Annotated in this window: 14 protein-coding genes and 1 riboswitch; of the genes, 11 read left to right on the plus strand and 3 right to left on the minus strand. The window is 72.3% G+C overall.

The window, feature by feature from the left end; all coding sequences use genetic code 11:
• Nucleotides 1–4: 4 nt before the first annotated feature.
• From ispG to ACZ8ZB_RS30045, 5 genes are all read left to right on the plus strand, one after another.
• The gene (gene ispG / locus ACZ8ZB_RS30025) at nt 5–1,162 is read left to right on the plus strand and encodes a flavodoxin-dependent (E)-4-hydroxy-3-methylbut-2-enyl-diphosphate synthase (protein WP_470740745.1); all 1,158 of its coding nucleotides are present in this window, start codon (nt 5–7) and stop codon (nt 1,160–1,162) included.
• Nucleotides 1,163–1,191: 29 nt separating this feature from the next.
• Complete coding sequence (dxs, locus tag ACZ8ZB_RS30030; protein WP_470740746.1) at nt 1,192–3,105, plus strand: 1-deoxy-D-xylulose-5-phosphate synthase; 1,914 nt, start codon at nt 1,192–1,194, stop codon at nt 3,103–3,105.
• Nucleotides 3,102–4,505: an aspartate aminotransferase family protein gene (locus ACZ8ZB_RS30035; RefSeq protein ID WP_470740747.1), complete on the plus strand. Its 1,404-nt coding sequence runs from the start codon at nt 3,102–3,104 to the stop codon at nt 4,503–4,505. Before dxs ends, ACZ8ZB_RS30035 begins: the two co-directional genes overlap by 4 nt.
• A 75-nt stretch (nt 4,506–4,580) precedes the next feature.
• Nucleotides 4,581–5,210 carry a helix-turn-helix domain-containing protein gene (locus ACZ8ZB_RS30040; protein ID WP_470740748.1) on the plus strand — a complete coding sequence of 210 codons (630 nt, stop codon included), beginning with the start codon at nt 4,581–4,583 and terminating at the stop codon, nt 5,208–5,210.
• Nucleotides 5,207–5,335, plus strand: a complete 129-nt coding sequence (locus ACZ8ZB_RS30045) for a DUF6126 family protein (RefSeq protein WP_073935004.1) — start codon at nt 5,207–5,209, stop codon at nt 5,333–5,335. The genes ACZ8ZB_RS30040 and ACZ8ZB_RS30045 overlap by 4 nt, the downstream gene beginning before the upstream one ends.
• 18 nt (nt 5,336–5,353) lie before the next feature.
• On the opposite strand, the gene ACZ8ZB_RS30050 is transcribed toward ACZ8ZB_RS30045, so the two are convergent.
• The gene (locus ACZ8ZB_RS30050) at nt 5,354–6,151 is read right to left on the minus strand and encodes a tyrosine-protein phosphatase (RefSeq protein WP_470740749.1); all 798 of its coding nucleotides are present in this window, start codon (nt 6,149–6,151) and stop codon (nt 5,354–5,356) included.
• A 171-nt stretch (nt 6,152–6,322) separates the two neighbouring features.
• On the opposite strand from ACZ8ZB_RS30050, the gene ACZ8ZB_RS30055 reads away from it, so the two are divergent.
• The 4 genes from ACZ8ZB_RS30055 (at nt 6,323) to ACZ8ZB_RS30070 (ending at nt 12,095) form a co-directional block, all read left to right on the plus strand.
• Nucleotides 6,323–8,395, plus strand: a complete 2,073-nt coding sequence (locus ACZ8ZB_RS30055; RefSeq protein WP_470740750.1) for an alpha-galactosidase — start codon at nt 6,323–6,325, stop codon at nt 8,393–8,395.
• Nucleotides 8,396–8,715: 320 nt separating this feature from the next.
• A riboswitch (cyclic di-AMP (ydaO/yuaA leader) is annotated at nt 8,716–8,870 on the plus strand.
• 4 nt (nt 8,871–8,874) lie between these two features.
• The gene (locus tag ACZ8ZB_RS30060; RefSeq protein WP_470740751.1) at nt 8,875–9,816 is read left to right on the plus strand and encodes a M23 family metallopeptidase; all 942 of its coding nucleotides are present in this window, start codon (nt 8,875–8,877) and stop codon (nt 9,814–9,816) included.
• A 205-nt stretch (nt 9,817–10,021) separates the two neighbouring features.
• Entirely contained in the window at nt 10,022–10,807 is a 786-nt protein-coding gene (locus ACZ8ZB_RS30065; protein WP_470741612.1) for an SGNH/GDSL hydrolase family protein, read from the plus strand.
• 94 nt (nt 10,808–10,901) lie between these two features.
• Entirely contained in the window at nt 10,902–12,095 is a 1,194-nt protein-coding gene (locus ACZ8ZB_RS30070) for an MBL fold metallo-hydrolase (protein ID WP_470740752.1), read from the plus strand.
• Nucleotides 12,096–12,317: 222 nt separating this feature from the next.
• On the opposite strand, the gene ACZ8ZB_RS30075 is transcribed toward ACZ8ZB_RS30070, so the two are convergent.
• Entirely contained in the window at nt 12,318–13,100 is a 783-nt protein-coding gene (locus ACZ8ZB_RS30075; RefSeq protein ID WP_470740753.1) for an alpha/beta fold hydrolase, read from the minus strand.
• Nucleotides 13,101–13,346: 246 nt separating this feature from the next.
• On the opposite strand from ACZ8ZB_RS30075, the gene ACZ8ZB_RS30080 reads away from it, so the two are divergent.
• Both ACZ8ZB_RS30080 and ACZ8ZB_RS30085 read left to right on the plus strand, forming a co-directional pair.
• Nucleotides 13,347–14,348: an NAD(P)H-dependent flavin oxidoreductase gene (locus tag ACZ8ZB_RS30080; RefSeq protein WP_470740754.1), complete on the plus strand. Its 1,002-nt coding sequence runs from the start codon at nt 13,347–13,349 to the stop codon at nt 14,346–14,348.
• 413 nt (nt 14,349–14,761) lie between these two features.
• Nucleotides 14,762–16,081, plus strand: a complete 1,320-nt coding sequence (locus ACZ8ZB_RS30085) for a COG1361 family protein (protein ID WP_470740755.1) — start codon at nt 14,762–14,764, stop codon at nt 16,079–16,081.
• Between the two features lie 131 nt (nt 16,082–16,212).
• On the opposite strand, the gene ACZ8ZB_RS30090 is transcribed toward ACZ8ZB_RS30085, so the two are convergent.
• Complete coding sequence (locus ACZ8ZB_RS30090) at nt 16,213–16,788, minus strand: GTP-binding protein (RefSeq protein ID WP_352000491.1); 576 nt, start codon at nt 16,786–16,788, stop codon at nt 16,213–16,215.
• Between the last annotated feature and the right edge of the window lie 5 nt (nt 16,789–16,793).

Consider the following 16,793-nt stretch of genomic DNA (forward strand, 5'->3'; position numbering starts at 1 on the left):
GGCCGTGACGGCTGTCCCGCTCGGGATCCCCGAGGTGCCCGCGCCGCCGCTCGCCGAGCGGCGCGCGTCGCGCCGCATCCAGGTCGGCCCGGTGGCGGTCGGCGGCGGCGCCCCGGTGTCCGTGCAGTCGATGACGACGACCCGCACGTCCGACATCGGCGCGACCCTCCAGCAGATCGCCGAGCTCACCGCGTCCGGCTGCCAGATCGTGCGTGTGGCCTGCCCCACGCAGGACGACGCCGACGCCCTCCCGGTGATCGCGAAGAAGTCGCAGATCCCGGTGATCGCCGACATCCACTTCCAGCCCAAGTACGTCTTCGCGGCCATCGAGGCCGGCTGCGCGGCGGTCCGCGTCAACCCCGGCAACATCAAGCGGTTCGACGACAAGGTCAAGGAGATCGCCGAGGCGGCCAAGGACCACGGCACCCCGATCCGCATCGGCGTGAACGCCGGCTCGCTGGACCGGCGCCTGCTCCAGAAGTACGGCAAGGCGACCCCCGAGGCGCTCGTCGAGTCCGCCCTGTGGGAGGCGTCCCTCTTCGAGGAGCACGACTTCCGGGACATCAAGATCTCCGTCAAGCACAACGACCCGGTGGTGATGATCAACGCCTACCGGTTGCTCGCCGAGCGGTGCGACTACCCCCTCCACCTCGGCGTCACCGAGGCCGGCCCCGCCTTCCAGGGCACCGTCAAGTCGGCCGTCGCCTTCGGCGCGCTGCTCTCCCAGGGCATCGGCGACACCATCCGCGTCTCGCTGTCGGCCCCGCCGGTCGAGGAGGTCAAGGTCGGCATCCAGATCCTCCAGGCGCTGGGGCTCAGGGAGCGGCGGCTGGAGATCGTGTCCTGTCCCTCCTGCGGCCGTGCCCAGGTCGACGTCTACAAGCTCGCCGACGAGGTCACCGCGGGCCTGGAGGGCATGGAGGTGCCGCTGCGGGTGGCCGTCATGGGCTGTGTGGTCAACGGCCCCGGCGAGGCCCGCGAGGCCGACCTCGGCGTCGCCTCCGGCAACGGCAAGGGCCAGATCTTCGTGAAGGGCGAGGTCATCAGGACCGTGCCCGAGTCGAGGATCGTTCAGACGCTGATCGAGGAGGCGATGAAGATCGCCGAGCGGATGGAGAAGGACGGCACCGCGCCGGGGGAACCGGCCGTCACCGTGAGCTGAGCAGCACGGAATCCGAAGGGGGACCGAGCGTGACGATCCTGGAGAACATCCGGCAACCATGTGACCTGAAGGCGCTGTCCGGGGCGGAACTCGGCGCGCTGTCCCACGAGATCAGGGAGTTCCTGGTGCACGCGGTCGCCAGGACCGGCGGGCACCTCGGACCCAACCTCGGGGTGGTGGAGCTCACCGTCGCCCTGCACCGGGTCTTCGAGTCGCCCGTGGACCGCATCCTATGGGACACCGGCCACCAGAGCTACGTCCACAAGCTCCTGACCGGGCGTCAGGACTTCTCCAAGCTGCGCGGCAAGGGCGGTCTGTCCGGCTACCCCTGCCGCGAGGAGTCCGAGCACGACGTCGTCGAGAACAGCCACGCCTCCACGGCCCTCGGCTGGGCCGACGGGCTCGCCAAGGCCCGCCAGGTGAGGGGGGAGAAGGGGCACGTCGTCGCGGTGGTCGGCGACGGCGCCCTCACCGGCGGCATGGCCTGGGAGGCGCTGAACAACATCGCCGCGGCCAGGGACCGGCCGCTGATCATCGTCGTCAACGACAACGAACGCTCCTACGCCCCTACCATCGGCGGGCTCGCCGACCACCTCGCCACCCTGCGCACCACCGACGGCTACGAACGGGTGCTGGCCTGGGGCAAGGACGTGCTCCAGCGCACCCCCGTGATCGGAGCACCCCTCTACGAGGCGCTGCACGGCGCGAAGAAGGGCTTCAAGGACGCCTTCGCCCCGCAGGGCCTCTTCGAGGACCTGGGCCTGAAGTACCTCGGCCCGATCGACGGCCACGACATCAAGGCCGTGGAGTCCGCGCTGCGCCGCGCCAGACGCTTCCACGGGCCCGTCCTGGTCCACTGCCTCACCGAGAAGGGACGCGGCTACGAACCCGCCCTCGCCCACGAGGAGGACCGCTTCCACACCGTCGGCGTGATGGACCCGCTCACCTGCGCGCCCCTCGCCCCGTCCGGCGGCCCGTCCTGGACCTCCGTCTTCGGCGAGGAGATCGTCCGGATCGGCGAGGAACGCGAGGACGTGGTGGCGATCACCGCCGCCATGCTGCACCCGGTCGGCCTCGGCGCCTTCGCCGAGCGGTTCCCGGACCGGGTGTGGGACGTCGGCATCGCCGAGCAGCACGCGGCCGTGTCCGCGGCGGGCCTGGCGACCGGCGGACTGCACCCGGTCGTCGCCGTCTACGCCACCTTCCTCAACCGCGCCTTCGACCAGCTGTTGATGGACGTGGCCCTGCACAAGTGCGGTGTGACCTTCGTCCTGGACCGGGCAGGCGTCACCGGCGTCGACGGACCCTCGCACAACGGCATGTGGGACCTGTCCGTCCTCCAGGTCGTCCCGGGCCTGCGCATCGCCGCGCCCCGCGACGCCGACCAGCTCCGCGCCCAGCTGCGCGAGGCGGTCGCCGTCGACGACGCCCCCACCCTGATCAGGTTCCCCAAGGAGTCCGTGGGCCCGGCCGTCCCCGCGCTGGACCGCGTCGGCGGCATGGACGTACTCCACCGGGCGGACGCCCCCGAGGTGCTCCTCGTGGCCGTGGGCGTGATGGCGCCGGTCTGTCTGAAGGCCGCCGAACTGCTCGAATCCCGCGGCACCGGCTGCACCGTGGTCGACCCCCGCTGGGTCAAGCCCGTCGACCCGGCCCTCCCGCGACTGGCCGCCGGGCACCGCATGGTGGCCGTCGTGGAGGACAACAGCCGTGCGGCCGGGGTCGGTTCGGCGGTGGCGCTGGCGCTGGGCGACGCCGGGACCGACGTGCCCGTACGGCGGTTCGGCATCCCGGAGCAGTTCCTCGCCCACGCCAAACGCGGTGAGGTGCTCGCCGACATCGGCCTCACCCCGGTCGAGATCGCCGGCCGGATCAGCGCGGGCCTCGCCGTCGGCGAAGAGCCGGCGGAACAGTCACCGGACCCACAGGAGCCCCAGGCATGACCACCGCGGAGTCCTCGCAGACCGGGGAGTTCGACCTCGGCGCACTGCTGGCCGAGCGCGGAGCCGAGCGCTACGAGCTGCACACCCGGTACCTCAACCACCAGCTGCCGCGCATGCTGCGCACCATCGGCTTCGACAAGGTCTACGAGCGCGCGGAGGGGGCGCACTTCTTCGACGCGGAAGGCAACGACTACCTGGACATGCTCGCGGGCTTCGGGGTGATGGGCCTGGGCCGCCACCACCCCGTGGTCCGCAAGGCGCTGCACGACGTCCTGGACGCCTCCCTCGCCGACCTCACCCGCTTCGACTGCCAGCCGCTGCCCGGCCTGCTGGCCGAGAAGCTGCTCGCGCACAGCCCCCACCTGGACCGGGTGTTCTTCGGCAACAGCGGCACGGAAGCCGTGGAGGGCGCCCTGAAGTTCGCCCGGTACGCGACCGGCAGACCGCGCGTCCTGTACTGCGAGCACGCCTTCCACGGCCTGACCGCCGGCTCGCTCTCCGTCAACGGCGAGTCCGGCTTCCGGGACGGCTTCGCCCCGCTGCTGCCCGACACGGCCGTACCGCTCGGCGACCTCGACGCGCTGGCGCGGGAGCTGCGCAAGGGGGACGTGGCCGCCCTGATCGTGGAGCCGATCCAGGGCAAGGGCGTGCACGAGGCCCCGCCCGGCTACCTGCGGGCCGCGCAGGAACTGCTGCACCGGCACAAGGCGCTGCTGATCGCCGACGAGGTGCAGACCGGGCTGGGCCGGACCGGGGACTTCTACGCCTACCAGCACGAGGCGGGGGTCGAGCCGGACCTGGTGTGCGTGGCCAAGGCGCTCTCCGGCGGCTACGTACCGGTGGGCGCCACGATCGGCAGGGACTGGATCTTCAGGAAGGTCTACTCGTCGATGGACCGGGTGCTGGTCCACTCGGCCAGCTTCGGGGCCAACGCCCAGGCCATGGCGGCGGGCCTCGCGGTGCTGTCGGTCATGGAGGACGAGCGGATCGTCGACCGCGTCCGGAGCACCGGCGAACTGCTGCGGAGCCGGCTGGCCGCGCTGACCGAGAAGTACGAGCTGCTCGCCGACGTCCGCGGCCGGGGCCTGATGATCGGCATCGAGTTCGGCCGTCCCCGGTCGCTGAGACTGCGCTCGCGCTGGACCATGCTCCAGGCGGCCCGCAAGGGACTCTTCGCGCAGATGGTGGTCGTCCCGCTGCTGCAGCGGCACCGCATCCTCACCCAGGTCTCCGGCGACCGCCTGGAGGTGATCAAACTGATCCCGCCGCTCGTCGTCGACGAGCGGGACGTGCACCGGTTCGTGGACGCCTTCACCGCGGTGATGGACGACGCGCACGACGGCGGCCTGGTGTGGGAGTTCGGCAGGACGCTGATGAAACAGGCCGTCGCCGACCGCTGAGCCCCGCACCCGTCCCGGATTTGCCTCAGAGACAAGAAAATTGCCCCTGAGGCAAATCCGGGGCTCAATGGAGGCATGAGCTCCTCCGAGACCGGGCCACCGGCCGAACCGGCCGCGGCCGGTGCGCTCCCCGCGGTCGCGCCGCAGCTGCGCGCCCTGCGGCGACGGGCCTCCCTCACCCTCGAGGCCGCCGCCCACGACGCGGGCCTGTCGCCCGCCCACCTCTCCCGACTGGAGACCGGACAGCGCCAGCCCTCGCTGCCGATGCTGCTCTCCCTCGCCCGCACCTACGGTACGACGGTCTCCGAGCTGCTCGGTGAGTCGGCCGCCGACCGGGACGCCGTGGTGCGCGCCGCCGACATGGAGTCCACGGCGGCGGGCGGCTGGACGTACTGGCAGGCCGGCGCCGCCGGGCGCGGCATGCAGGCGCTGCGGGTCCAGGTGCCGTACGGCTCCCAGGGCGACATCGTGCGCGTCCACCCCGGCGAGGAGTGGCTGTACGTCCTCAAGGGACGGCTGCGGCTGCGCCTCGGGGACGCCCTGCACCGGCTCGCCCCGGGCGACAGCGCGCACTTCGACTCGCTGACCCCGCACCGCATCGCCGCCGCCGACCCCGACGGGGTCGAGCTGCTGTTCGTCCACACCCTGCTGCAGAGTCCCACGGCCGCGCTGTGCCTGGGCCCGATCCACGGAGAAGCGACATGACCGGCAAAGACATGGAAGAGAAGCTCCCCCGGGCCCTGTGGGTGCGGCTGTTCGTCTACGTGGTGGTGGGGCACCTCTTCGCGGCCTTCATCTACTTCCTGTTCGAGATGGCGCCGAAGAAGTAGGCGCCCCGGGCGCCCGTCTCAGTCGAGCAGGCGCTCGCGCAGCCGCTCCCGGTCCTCGGGAGTGAGCCCGAGCGCCTGCTCCAGATACGGGTCCACGCCGCCCCAGGTCTCCTCGACGGTCTCGAAGGCCGCCGACAGGTACTCCGCGCGCGCGTCGAACAGCGGGTCGAGCAGCTCCATGACCTCGGGGGAGTAGGCCGAGGCGGAGCTGCCGCTGCGGCGCACCTTGTAGCGGCGGTGCTTGGCGTTGGACTTCAGGTAGTCGTCGAGGATCGCGTCGCGTTCGACGCCCACCGCGAGCAGCGTCACCGCCACCGAGAGTCCCGCGCGGTCCTTGCCCGCCGCGCAGTGCATCAGCGCCGGAACGCTGTCCTCGACGAGCGAGCGCAGCACCTGGGCGTGCTCGGCGGTGCGCTCCTTGATGATCATCCGATAGGAGCTGATCATCCGGTCCGCGCCCTTGCCGTCCGCGAGGATCGAGCGGAGCTGCTCCAGATCGCCGTCGCGGACCATCTTCCAGAATTCGGCGCCGTCCGCCGGGTCGCTGAGCGGCAGGTTCACATTGCGCACCCCCGGCAGCACGACGTCCGGGCCCTCCAGCTTCTGGTCGGCCGCGTTGCGGAAGTCGAAGACCGTGTGCAGTCCGAGCGAGGACAGAAAGGCGGCGTCCTCCGCGGTCGCGTGGGCGAGGTGGCCGCTGCGGAACAGCACCCCGTGGCGTACCCGCCGGCCGTCGACGGTCGGCAGTCCGCCCACGTCGCGGAAGTTGCGCACTCCGGCCAGCTCGGGTTCGGTCGACGGCACCTGCTGCGTCACGAAGGACTCCTCCCACTCGGCGCCGCCGGCGGGTCTCGTCGACGGGCGTCACTCGACGATACGACATGCCTGCCTGGGGCAATGAGTTCTCCACAGGCATTGCCCGGCCGTCCCCGCACCCCCGATGATGTTGGTGTCTGATCGCATCTGTTCGGGTCTGTTGGAGGTTCGGTGACGCAGGTCTCCCAAGACGGTCGTACATGGCTCCTGTCGGGGCCTGCCAGCAGCTACGCGGTCCATGTCACGGACCGCGACGAGCTGGTGCACCTGCACTGGGGCGCGCGGATCGCGCTCGCCGACGCGGAAGCCCTCGCCGCGCGCCCGCTGCCGGACGACTGGCCGTTCGAGTCCCGCCTGGACGGGCGCGAGGAGTACCCCGTCGAGGGCGGACCCCGCTTCGTCCGGCCCGCCCTGTCCGTACGCACCGCCGACGGGCGGCGCGGCACGGAGTGGACCTTCGAGGGCCACGAGAGCGACGACGGCGAACTCCGCCTCCGCTTCCGCGACGGCGATCTGACCGTCACCCTGCACTACCGGATGTGCGACGACGTGATCGAACGCCGGGTGACCCTGCACAACCGGGGCCCCGCGGTCGAGCTCCTGCGCGCCGACTCCGCCACCTGGACCCTGCCCGAGCGGGAGCACTGGCGGCTGTCCCAGCTGCACGGCCGCTGGGCCGCCGAGTCCCGGCTGACCCGCGCCCCGATCGGCCACGGCGAGAAGGTCATCGGCAGCCGCCGCGGACACACCGGACACCAGCACCTGCCCTGGGTCGCGCTCGACACCGACGCGACCGAGGAGCGCGGCGAGGTCTACGGCTGCGCCCTCGGCTGGTCCGGGTCCTGGCGCATCTGCGTCGCCCAGCTCCCCGACGCGCGCGTGCAGATCACCGGAGGCGCGGGACACGACGACTCCGGCCTGCTGATGCTGGGCACGGAGGAGACGTACGTCACGCCGGTCTTCGCCGGTCTGTGGAGCGACGGCGGCTTCGGCGGCGCCAGCCGCGCCTGGCACGCCTACCAGCGGACGTACGTCGTCCCGGACGCGGACCGGGACCGGCCCGTGCTGTTCAACTCCTGGGAGGCCACCGGGTTCGACATCTCCGAGGAGCAGCAGCGGACGCTCGCGCAGCGGGCCGCCGCGATGGGCGTCGAACTGTTCGTGGTCGACGACGGCTGGTTCGGGGCGCGGACGAGCGACCGGGCCGGGCTCGGTGACTGGACGCCCAACCCCGACCGCTTCCCCGGCGGCCTGAAACCCCTCGCCGACCACGTGCACGGGCTCGGGATGGAGTTCGGCATCTGGGTCGAGCCGGAGATGGTCAACCCCGACAGCGACCTGTACCGCGCGCACCCCGACTGGGTGCAGTTCCAGCCGGACCGGCGGCGCACGGAGTTCCGCAACCAGCTGGTGCTCAACCTCGCGCGCGACGACGTCCGGGAGTACCTCTGGGAGCGGCTGGACGGGCTGCTCTCCGGCGCCCCCGTCGACTATGTGAAATGGGACTTCAACCGCTGCTTCAGCGACGCCGGCTGGCCGGGCGACCCGTATCCGCAGCGGCTGTGGACCGACCACGTGCGCGGCCTGTACGCCCTGCTGGACCGGTTGCGGGCGGCCCATCCGGGCGTGGCCTTCGAGTCCTGCTCGGGCGGCGGCGGGCGGATCGACCTGGGGATCCTCTCCCGTACCGACCAGGTGTGGACCTCGGACAACACCGACCCGCTCGACCGGCTCGCCATCCAGCACGGCTTCAGCCAGATCCATCCGGCCCGGGTGATGGCCGCCTGGGTCACCGACAGCCCCAACGCGATGCTCAACGGACGGGTCAGTTCACTGCGCTTCCGGTTCGTCAGCGCCATGGCCGGGGTGCTCGGCGTCGGCGGCGACCTCGCGCGGTGGACCGAGGAGGAGCTCGCCGAGGCGCGGGAGTGGGTCGCGCTCTACAAGGAGATCCGGCCCCTCGTGCAACGCGGCGACCTGTACCGGCTGCGCCCTCCGGAGGGCGGGCTGAGCGCGGTGCAGTACGTCCTCGGTGACGAGACCGTCGTTCTCGCCTGCCTCCAGGCCCAGCACCACGGGGAGCCCGTCCCGGCCCTCCGGCTGCGCGGCCTCGACCCGGAGGCGTCGTACGAATGCCGCGAAACCGGCGAAACGCACCGGGGTGCCGTCCTGCTGCACCACGGGCTGCACACAGGCCTGCGGGGAGATCTGGACGCCGCGGTGTTCCGGCTGCGGCGCCTGTGATCGCACGATTAGAGCGTTCTGTCCGATTGGTGCACTTCGCCACAACCTGACCTGGAAAGAAAGGAGATGGGGGAGGGTGCGTGAGCATCGTCATACCCGTGACGATGCGTTGTCGCCATGTTCACGTAATTTCGTGGAGCGGCAAGGGAGTTCGCGCGGGGAAGGGGGTCCCGGCTGACGCTCGGTGACCTCTTTTCCGCATGTCGATCACGAAAAATCGCGTTCGCGGTGAACCTCGCGCTTGTCCCTCCGCGTCCGGGTCGCTTACGTTCGCCACCGATCCGGACGGACGCCTAGTCCTGCCGCCGCCCGGAGCCCGCACACACTGACCCGTCCACGGCAGGAACGGGGGACCCACAGGTACGACCGCCTGTTCCGGTTCCCGGAACGGCTCGGGGTTAAGCCGCGCGACAGCGCGGCCGGGCATCTCCAGCCCGCACCCGACAGCTCACCTCGTAGGCGCCGGAGAGGAATTCGACATGCCCGCGAAGGGTAAGCACCGCCGTACCAAGGCCCAGCGTTTCACCCGCTCCATCGCCATCGCCGGAACCGGTGGCGCCGCACTCGCCCTGCCGCTTCTCGGCGCCGCCGGCGCGCACGCCGCCACCCCGCAGACCGCCCCCGAGAAGGCCGTCCAGTCCCTTTCCGCCGGCCGGACGGCCGTCGCCGAGAAGGGCGACGAGGCCCGCACGTACACCGTGAAGGCCGGCGACTACCTCGCGAAGATCGCCGAGGCGGAGAACGTCGACGGCGGCTGGAAGAAGCTCTACGCGGACAACCGCGGGGCCATCGGTGACGACCCGTCACTCATCCACCCCGGTCTGGAGCTCTCCGTCGACGGCGAGGCCGCCACGGGCGCGCCGCAGGAGCCGTCCTCCGTCGAGGTCCCGCAGGCCCCGGAGCGGAGGACCGAGCAGCCGGCGGAGCAGCCCGTCGAGCAGCCCGCCGAGCAGTCCTCCCCGGACGCCTCCGCCCAGACCGCGAACACCGGCCAGGCCGCGAGCGCCTCCGGTCACAGCTCCCCGGTGCCCGGCGCCGGTGGTCTCGGCACCGCCTACAAGGTGGCCGGCAGCATGTGGTCCAGCGGCTACCACACCGGCGTCGACTTCGCCGTCCCGACCGGCACCTCACTGAAGGCCGTCGGCGCGGGCACCGTCGTCTCCGCGGGCTGGGCCGGCGCGTACGGCAACCAGGTCGTCGTCAAGCTCGACGACGGCTACTACGCCCAGTACGCCCACCTGTCCTCGCTCTCCGTCTCGGCCGGCCAGACCGTGACGGGCGGCCAGCAGGTCGGTCTCTCCGGCTCGACCGGCAACTCGACCGGCCCGCACCTGCACTTCGAGATCCGCACCACCCCGAACTACGGCTCGGACGTGGACCCGGTCGCCTACCTCAGCTCGAAGGGCGTCTCCATCGGCTGACCCCCGCGGCGACCTTCCCGACGCGCGCGCCGGAGGCCGGACCCCGATCCCCGGGTCCGGCCTCCGGCGTATTCCGGAATCGGCCGACATGTTGAGAGTGGCTTATCTCACCACACGTCAACCCTTCCTTACGGTCGCGTAGGTCACATTCGAAGGTGAATCATGAGCGGTTGTGGCAGACGATTCGAAGAGTGACGACAGAGCAGTGATCGGGTCGTACGTGGCGGTGGGGGACAGCTTCACCGAGGGCGTCGGCGACCCCGGCCCCGACGGGGCGTTCGTCGGCTGGGCCGACCGGTTCGCCGTGCTTCTCGCCGACCTCCGGCCCGAGGGCGACTTCGAGTACACCAATCTCGCCGTGCGCGGAAAGCTGCTGGACCAGATCGTGGCCGACCAGCTGCCGAGGGCGGTCGAACTCGCCCCCGACCTGGTCTCGTTCTGCGCGGGCGGCAACGACATCCTCCGCCCGGGCAGTGATCCGGACGAGGTGGCCGAGCGGTTCGAGAGGGCGGTCGCCGCGCTCACGGCCGTGTCCGGCACGGTGATGGTGACGACCGGGTTCGACACCCGTGGCGTGCCCTTGCTGAAGCATCTGCGCGGCAAGATCGCCACGTACAACGGGCATGTGCGGGCCGTCGCCGACCGCTACGGCTGCCCGGTGCTCGACCTGTGGTCCCTCAGGAGCGTCCAGGACCGCAGGGCCTGGGACGCCGACCGGCTGCACCTGTCGCCGGAGGGGCACACCCGTGTCGCGCTCCGCGCCGGGCAGGCCCTGGGCCTGGAGATCCCCGCCGATCCCGAACAGCCCTGGCCGCCCCTGCCGCCCCGCGGCGCGTTCGAGATCCGCCGGGACGACGTCCAGTGGGCCCGCGAGTACCTGGTGCCGTGGATCGGCCGCCGGCTGCGCGGGGAGTCGTCGGGCGATCACGTGATCGCCAAGGGGACGCTGTCGCCGGACGACATCAAGGGGCGGATCGCCGCGGTGGCGTGAGAGCCGTTCCGCCGGTCGCGGCCGTCCCCGGCACCGCGGTGCCGGGGACGGCCGCACATAATGGAATGTCTGACCGACTCTCCCTGGAGGCACCGTGGCCGGTTCCCGTTCCCAGAGCTCCGGGCCGCGCGCCCTGCGGCCCGTGGCCTTCGGCGCGGACCCGAGCGGCGAGCGCATGGCACGCATCCGCAGATCCCCGCACTTCAGGGACGGCGTGTTCCAGAACCCCGGGGGCGCCGCCCGGATCCGCCCGTCGGGGTCGACGCGGGACCTGGCGAAGACCTACTTCGACAGGGACTCCCGCTCCCGCCGCGCCCCGAAGGGCGCCGTCCCGGTGCACCCGACCACCCTGGCCGACATCTCCCGTCCGCCGGCCACCGGGCTGCGCCTGACCTGGACGGGCCATTCCAGCGTGCTCGCGGAGATCGACGGCCACCGGGTCCTGTTCGACCCCGTGTGGGGTGAGCGCTGCTCGCCGTTCCCCTTCGCCGGGCCCAGGCGACTGCACCCCGTGCCGCTGCCGCTGGCCGCGCTCGGCCCGGTCGACGTCGTCGTGATCTCCCACGACCACTACGACCACCTGGACCTGCCCACGATCAGGGCGCTGGCCGGCACGGACACCCTGTTCGCCGTGCCCCTCGGCGTCGGCGCCCACCTGGAGCGCTGGGGCGTGTCCGCCGGGCGGCTGCGCGAGCTGGACTGGCACGAGGCGACGCAGGTGGGCGGCCTCACCCTCACCGCCACCCCGGCCCGCCACTTCTGCGGCCGGGGCCTGCGCAACACCCAGCACACCCTGTGGGCCTCCTGGGCGGTCGCGGGTGAGAAGCACCGGATCTACCACAGCGGTGACACCGGCTACTTCGAGGGCTTCAAGGACATCGGCGCCGGCCACGGCCCGTTCGACGCCACGATGATCCAGGTCGGCGCGTACTCGGACTTCTGGCCCGACATCCACATGACGCCCGAGGAGGGCGTCCGGGCCCATCTCGACCTGCAGGGCGCAGAGGCGGCCGGCGTGCTGCTGCCCATCCACTGGGGGACGTTCAACCTGGCGCCGCACGCGTGGGCGGAGCCGGGGGAGTGGATGAAGGACGCGGCCGAGGAGGCCGGGCAGGCGGTGGCGTTCCCGCGGCCGGGCGAGCCGTTCGAGCCGGCGGGGAGGCTGCCGGTGGAGCCGTGGTGGCGGGCGGTCTCCGGTCCGATCGCGCACCCCTGGCGGCGTCCCCGGATCGTCGAGGGGGCGGCCGGGACGAGCAAGGGGGATCTCGACCTCGCCGGCGAGCGGTGACGCCGGCTCGGGACGAGCCCGGCGAGACGGCTTGGACACGGGAGCTTCTTCCGGCCGAAGAGCAGGATCGTGCGCCGCGGGCCCTGGACGGGGAGCCCCGGGTCGTCGTCCGAACACGCGTCGTGGAGCGCTGAGCATGCGGGAGGGGCCTGGCTGGGCGGCGGGGTCCGGACGGTCCTGTCCGGATGCTGCCGCCCCTGGCGGTCCGGCGCCCTCCGACAGTCAGCCGCTGATGGCGTCGAGCACCACCTGGGTGACCCGCTCGGGGTCGTCGGACATCGGTGAGTGCCCGCAGCCCTTGAGCGAGACGTACCGGGCGCCTGGAAGCAGCCGTGCTGCCCTGAGTCCCTGGTGGGGTGGGGTCATCAGGTCCCGTGTGCCCCAGCCGACCGTGACCGGGACCCCGGGGGTGAAGCCCCGCAGCCGGTAGGCGCGCGCAGCGCGCCGCGTCGGCTCGAAGCCGGGAGAGCGGGCCAGGTTGCGCAGCGCGTCGGCGGCCGCCGCCTCCGGGATCCGCCAGGGCCGGGCGGTGAGCTGCCAGAAGGCCATGGTGCGCCCGACGGGGTGTCCGGCGATCCAGTCGGGGCGCCCGGCGCAGGCTCGTGCCATCGCGTGGGCGGCGCGGAGCGATCCGAGGGCGTAGGCGGCCTCGGGGCGGGTCCACAGCCCGATGGGGGACAGCGTGACGGCGCTGCCGACCGCGCCGCTGCGGGCCAGTTCCAGGGTGACGGCCCCACCGAGGGAGTTCCCCGTGACGGGCGGGCGGGTGAGGCCGGCACCGGGGAGCCACTCGGCGACGGCGGCTGCCAGAGCCTCGACGGTGGGTGCGGTCCCTTCAGGGAGCGGGGGGCTGTCGCCGAAGCCCGGAAGGTCGACGGCCACCACCTCGTGTGCGCGGGCGAGACGCTCCAGGACGGGCGCCCAGCCGTCCCGGTCGAGTTGGAGGACGACCACCAGGGGCGGCCCGCTGCCGAGTCGCCGCGACACCAGTTCCAGGTCCGGCATATCCGCATCGTAGGGGGACGGTCCGGGACGCGCACCCGTGCACGGAAGCACGCGCCGGCGGCCCGTCACGCTCTCCCTCGGTCCGGAGTCCAAGCGCCCTGACCGGGACCCGGCATGATCCGGAAGACGAGTCCCCCAGACCGGTGCGATGGCCGTCCGTACCGTCCGGCAGGTGGCCGGGAACCTTCACGCCTAGGCTTGATGTCCGGAAGCTCCCTGTCTCGAGTCCTGTGGGATGGAGGCGCGATGCTGCGGACACGGGTGTGCGGAGTACTGGGCGTCGAGGTGCCGATCGTGCAGGGACCGCTCGGAGGGCCCTGGCAGCAGGGCGTGCGGCTTGCCGCGGCGGTCAGCGGTGCCGGGGCGCTGGGCAGTGTCCCCACCACGCTGCGCACGCCGGCGCAGGTCCGTGACGACGTGCGCCGGCTGCGAGACCTCACCGACCGGCCGTTCGCCCTGAACATGACCCGGCGGCCGTTCGACCCCGAGGTCTTCGACGCGGTGATCGCCGAGGCCCCACCGGTGTTCTCCTTCGCGCTCGGCGAGCCGGACGGCCTGGTGGCCCGTGTCCACGATGCCGGCGCGGTCTTCCTGCAGCAGGTGACGACGGTCGAGCAGGCGGTGCGCGCGGCCGATGTCGGCGTCGACGTGATCAGCGCGCAGGGCACCGAATCCGGCGGGTTCTGCGGCGATGTCAGCACGATGGCGCTGGTGCCGCAGGTCGTCGACGTCGTCCGGCCGCTGCCGGTACTCGCCTCCGGCGGTGTCGCCGACGGGCGGGGCATCGCCGCGGCACTGGCCCTGGGGGCGCAGGGCGTGAACATCGGCACCCGATTCCTGGCCTCGGTCGAATGCGGGGTCAGCGACGACTGGAAGGCGGCCGTCGTCTCCGCCGCCAGTCAGGACGCCGTCAAAGTGGCGTTCGCCGAGCACATCCTGCCCCCGCCGACCGAGGGCGGGTACACGACCGTCCCCCGGTCGCTGGGCACCCGGTTCGTCGAGGAGGGGAACGCCGGCCCCGAAGCGGCCGCCGCCCGGGCCGAGGTGTTGCGCAGCGAGGTGATGACGTCGATGCGCGACGGCACGGCGCACGAACTGATCCCGTTGACGGGCCAGACCGCCGGCCTCGTCCACGACATCGCCCCGGCCGCCGAACTCGTCCACCGGCTGATCACCGAGGCGGAGGCGACGCTACGCGCTCTGGCCGACCTGGCGTCGGCGAAGGACGGCGCCGATGAACCCGGGTAGGAACGGCTGACGCCGGCGCCTCGCAGGACGCCCGACCTCCTGACGCCTGCCCAGGGAACGCGGGCCCCCTCGACCTGCGGGGAGGCGGCGCGGGAAGGCGCGGGAAGGGGAACACGGGCCGGGACCCGGACCGCCGCACTCGTCCAGGCCCTCCCTGGACAGGGGAACACCAAAGCGCTGCCGGAGTGCCGGCGGTACGGGGCGCCCCCGGGCGCCGGCCACGGGACGGGTGGCGAGGTGCTGAGCGTTCTTCGGCGGGGCCGGAAACCGGGCGCGGCGGGCTCCCCCGTCATGTGATGATCCTTTCGGTGCGCCAGGGCTTCCGGCGCGTCGATCGACCCACCACACCCTCGGGGGCAGCAATGAGCCTGTTATCCGCTGGACGCCCGGTACGTCTCAGATCCGGAGCCGCCGTGGCGGTGGCGGCCGGTCTGCTGACGGCCGGCCTCGCCGCGCCCGCGTTCGCCGCGGACGACCCGCCGCAGACCGACCAGCTGTGGATCAACCCGCCGTACGAGCAGACACTGCCGATCGGCACCGACGGCGGTCAACCGGAGTCCCGCACCCTCGGCGTCGGCATCTACCACGACAACGACAACTTCACGGTGACCGACGGCAGACTTGTCATCGACGTCTCCGGTCTCGCCGGGGTCGCCGAGGTGACCTGGTCCGACAACTGCACGCCGGGCGGCGCCGGTGCGGTGTGCGACATCCCCGTGGTCCCCACGATCGGGAGCGACTACGAGGACCAGGTGTTCCTGACGGTGCGCGCGGCCGACGGCGCCGAAGTCGGCGCGCGGGGCAGGATCACCTACGAGGCGACGGCCACCGGCGGCCCCGAGGGGACGCTCACCGCGCCGCACGAGAGCTTCGACACCACGCTCACCGTCGGCTCCGGACCCGACCTCGCCATCGACCCCGTCGCCGACGTCGGGAAGGGGCTGCCCGGCGACGAGCGGACGATCCCGTTCAAGGTCACCAACAACGGCAACGAGAGCGCGAACGGGTTCACCGTCCAGCTGTACGCCTCGTACGGCCTGACGGAGCTGACCCGGTACGACGCCTGCACCCACACCACGACGGACGGCGACGACTACGCACCGTCGACCAGGGTGAACTGCACGTTCGACCAGGTGCTGGCGCCGGGCGACTCCTTCGAGCCGCCCGAGCCGCTGACGGTGCGACTCGCCCCGCACGCCCTGAACGAGCGGCTCGACATCGACGTGGAGCCGGGCGGCGGCGCCCAGGACATCGACCACCAGAACGACTACCTGGCCCTCCAGCTCGGCGCGGAGAACACCGCGGACTTCTCCGTGACCGGTGACGCCGTCTCCGCGGTGGCGGGCGAGACGGTCACGGCCGAGCTCACGTTCCGGAACGACGGGCCGGCCTGGCTCGGCAACCTCGGCTCCGGCGACCCCGTCGCCGAGGTCCGGCTGGTCGTGCCCGAGGGCACCACGGTCACCGGCGTGCCGTCCGGCTGCTCCCCGCGCACCCTCGGGGGCGGCTACCACCCGAAGCGGACGGGCGCCCCGCGCTACGACTGCGATCTGCGGTACTGGGTGCTGGAGGACACCCGGCGCACGTTCGCGTTCTCCGTGCGCGTCGACACCGTGGTGCCCGGCGCGACCGGCGCCGTGAGCATCTACCCCCCGTACGGCGAGTTCGGCGCGTACCCCCTCGGCTTCGACCCGGATCTCACGAACAACACGGCGGTCCTGGCCGTCAACTGACCGGCCCGCGGGTCCGGAGCAGCCGCCCGGGCGGCTGCTCCGGACCCGCGCTCCACAGGGCGGCGCGCGGCCGGAACATCGACCCGCCGGGGCCACCGGGCCGTCCACGTCCGTGATGCGCGGGGCGGGACCTACAGCGCCGCCCCGCGCCGGGTCTCCACCGCCAGGACGTGTTCGACCGCCTGGATCAACGTCTCCTTGACCGAGGTGCGCAGGCGGGCGTCGCAGAGCAGGACCGGTACGTGCGGGCCCAGCGCCAGCGCCTGGCGTACCGTCTCCGCCGGGTACCGGCGGGCGCCCTCGAAACAGTTGACGGCGACCACGAACGGCAGGCCGCTGCGTTCGAAGTAGTCGACGGCCGGGAAGCAGTCGGGCAGCCGCCGGGTGTCGGCCAGGACGATCGCGCAGAGCGCACCGGCGGCCAGTTCCTCCCACATGAACCAGAAGCGGTCCTGGCCGGGGGTGCCGAACAGGAAGAGCGCGAGACGGTTGTGGATGGTGATCCGGCCGAAGTCCAGGGCCACCGTGGTCGTGCCCTTCCGTTCGACACCCGACAGGTCGTCCACGTCGATGCCGGACCGGGTCAGCGTCTCCTCCGTGTGGAAGGGGAGGATCTCGCTGACCGTGGAGACCAGGGTGCTCTTTCCCACCCCGAAGCCCCCTGCCACCAGGATCTTCGCGGCGTCCGGCAGCTCTGTCTGTGGCATGGCGG

It is taken from the genome of Streptomyces sp. 12E, assembly GCF_055633275.1.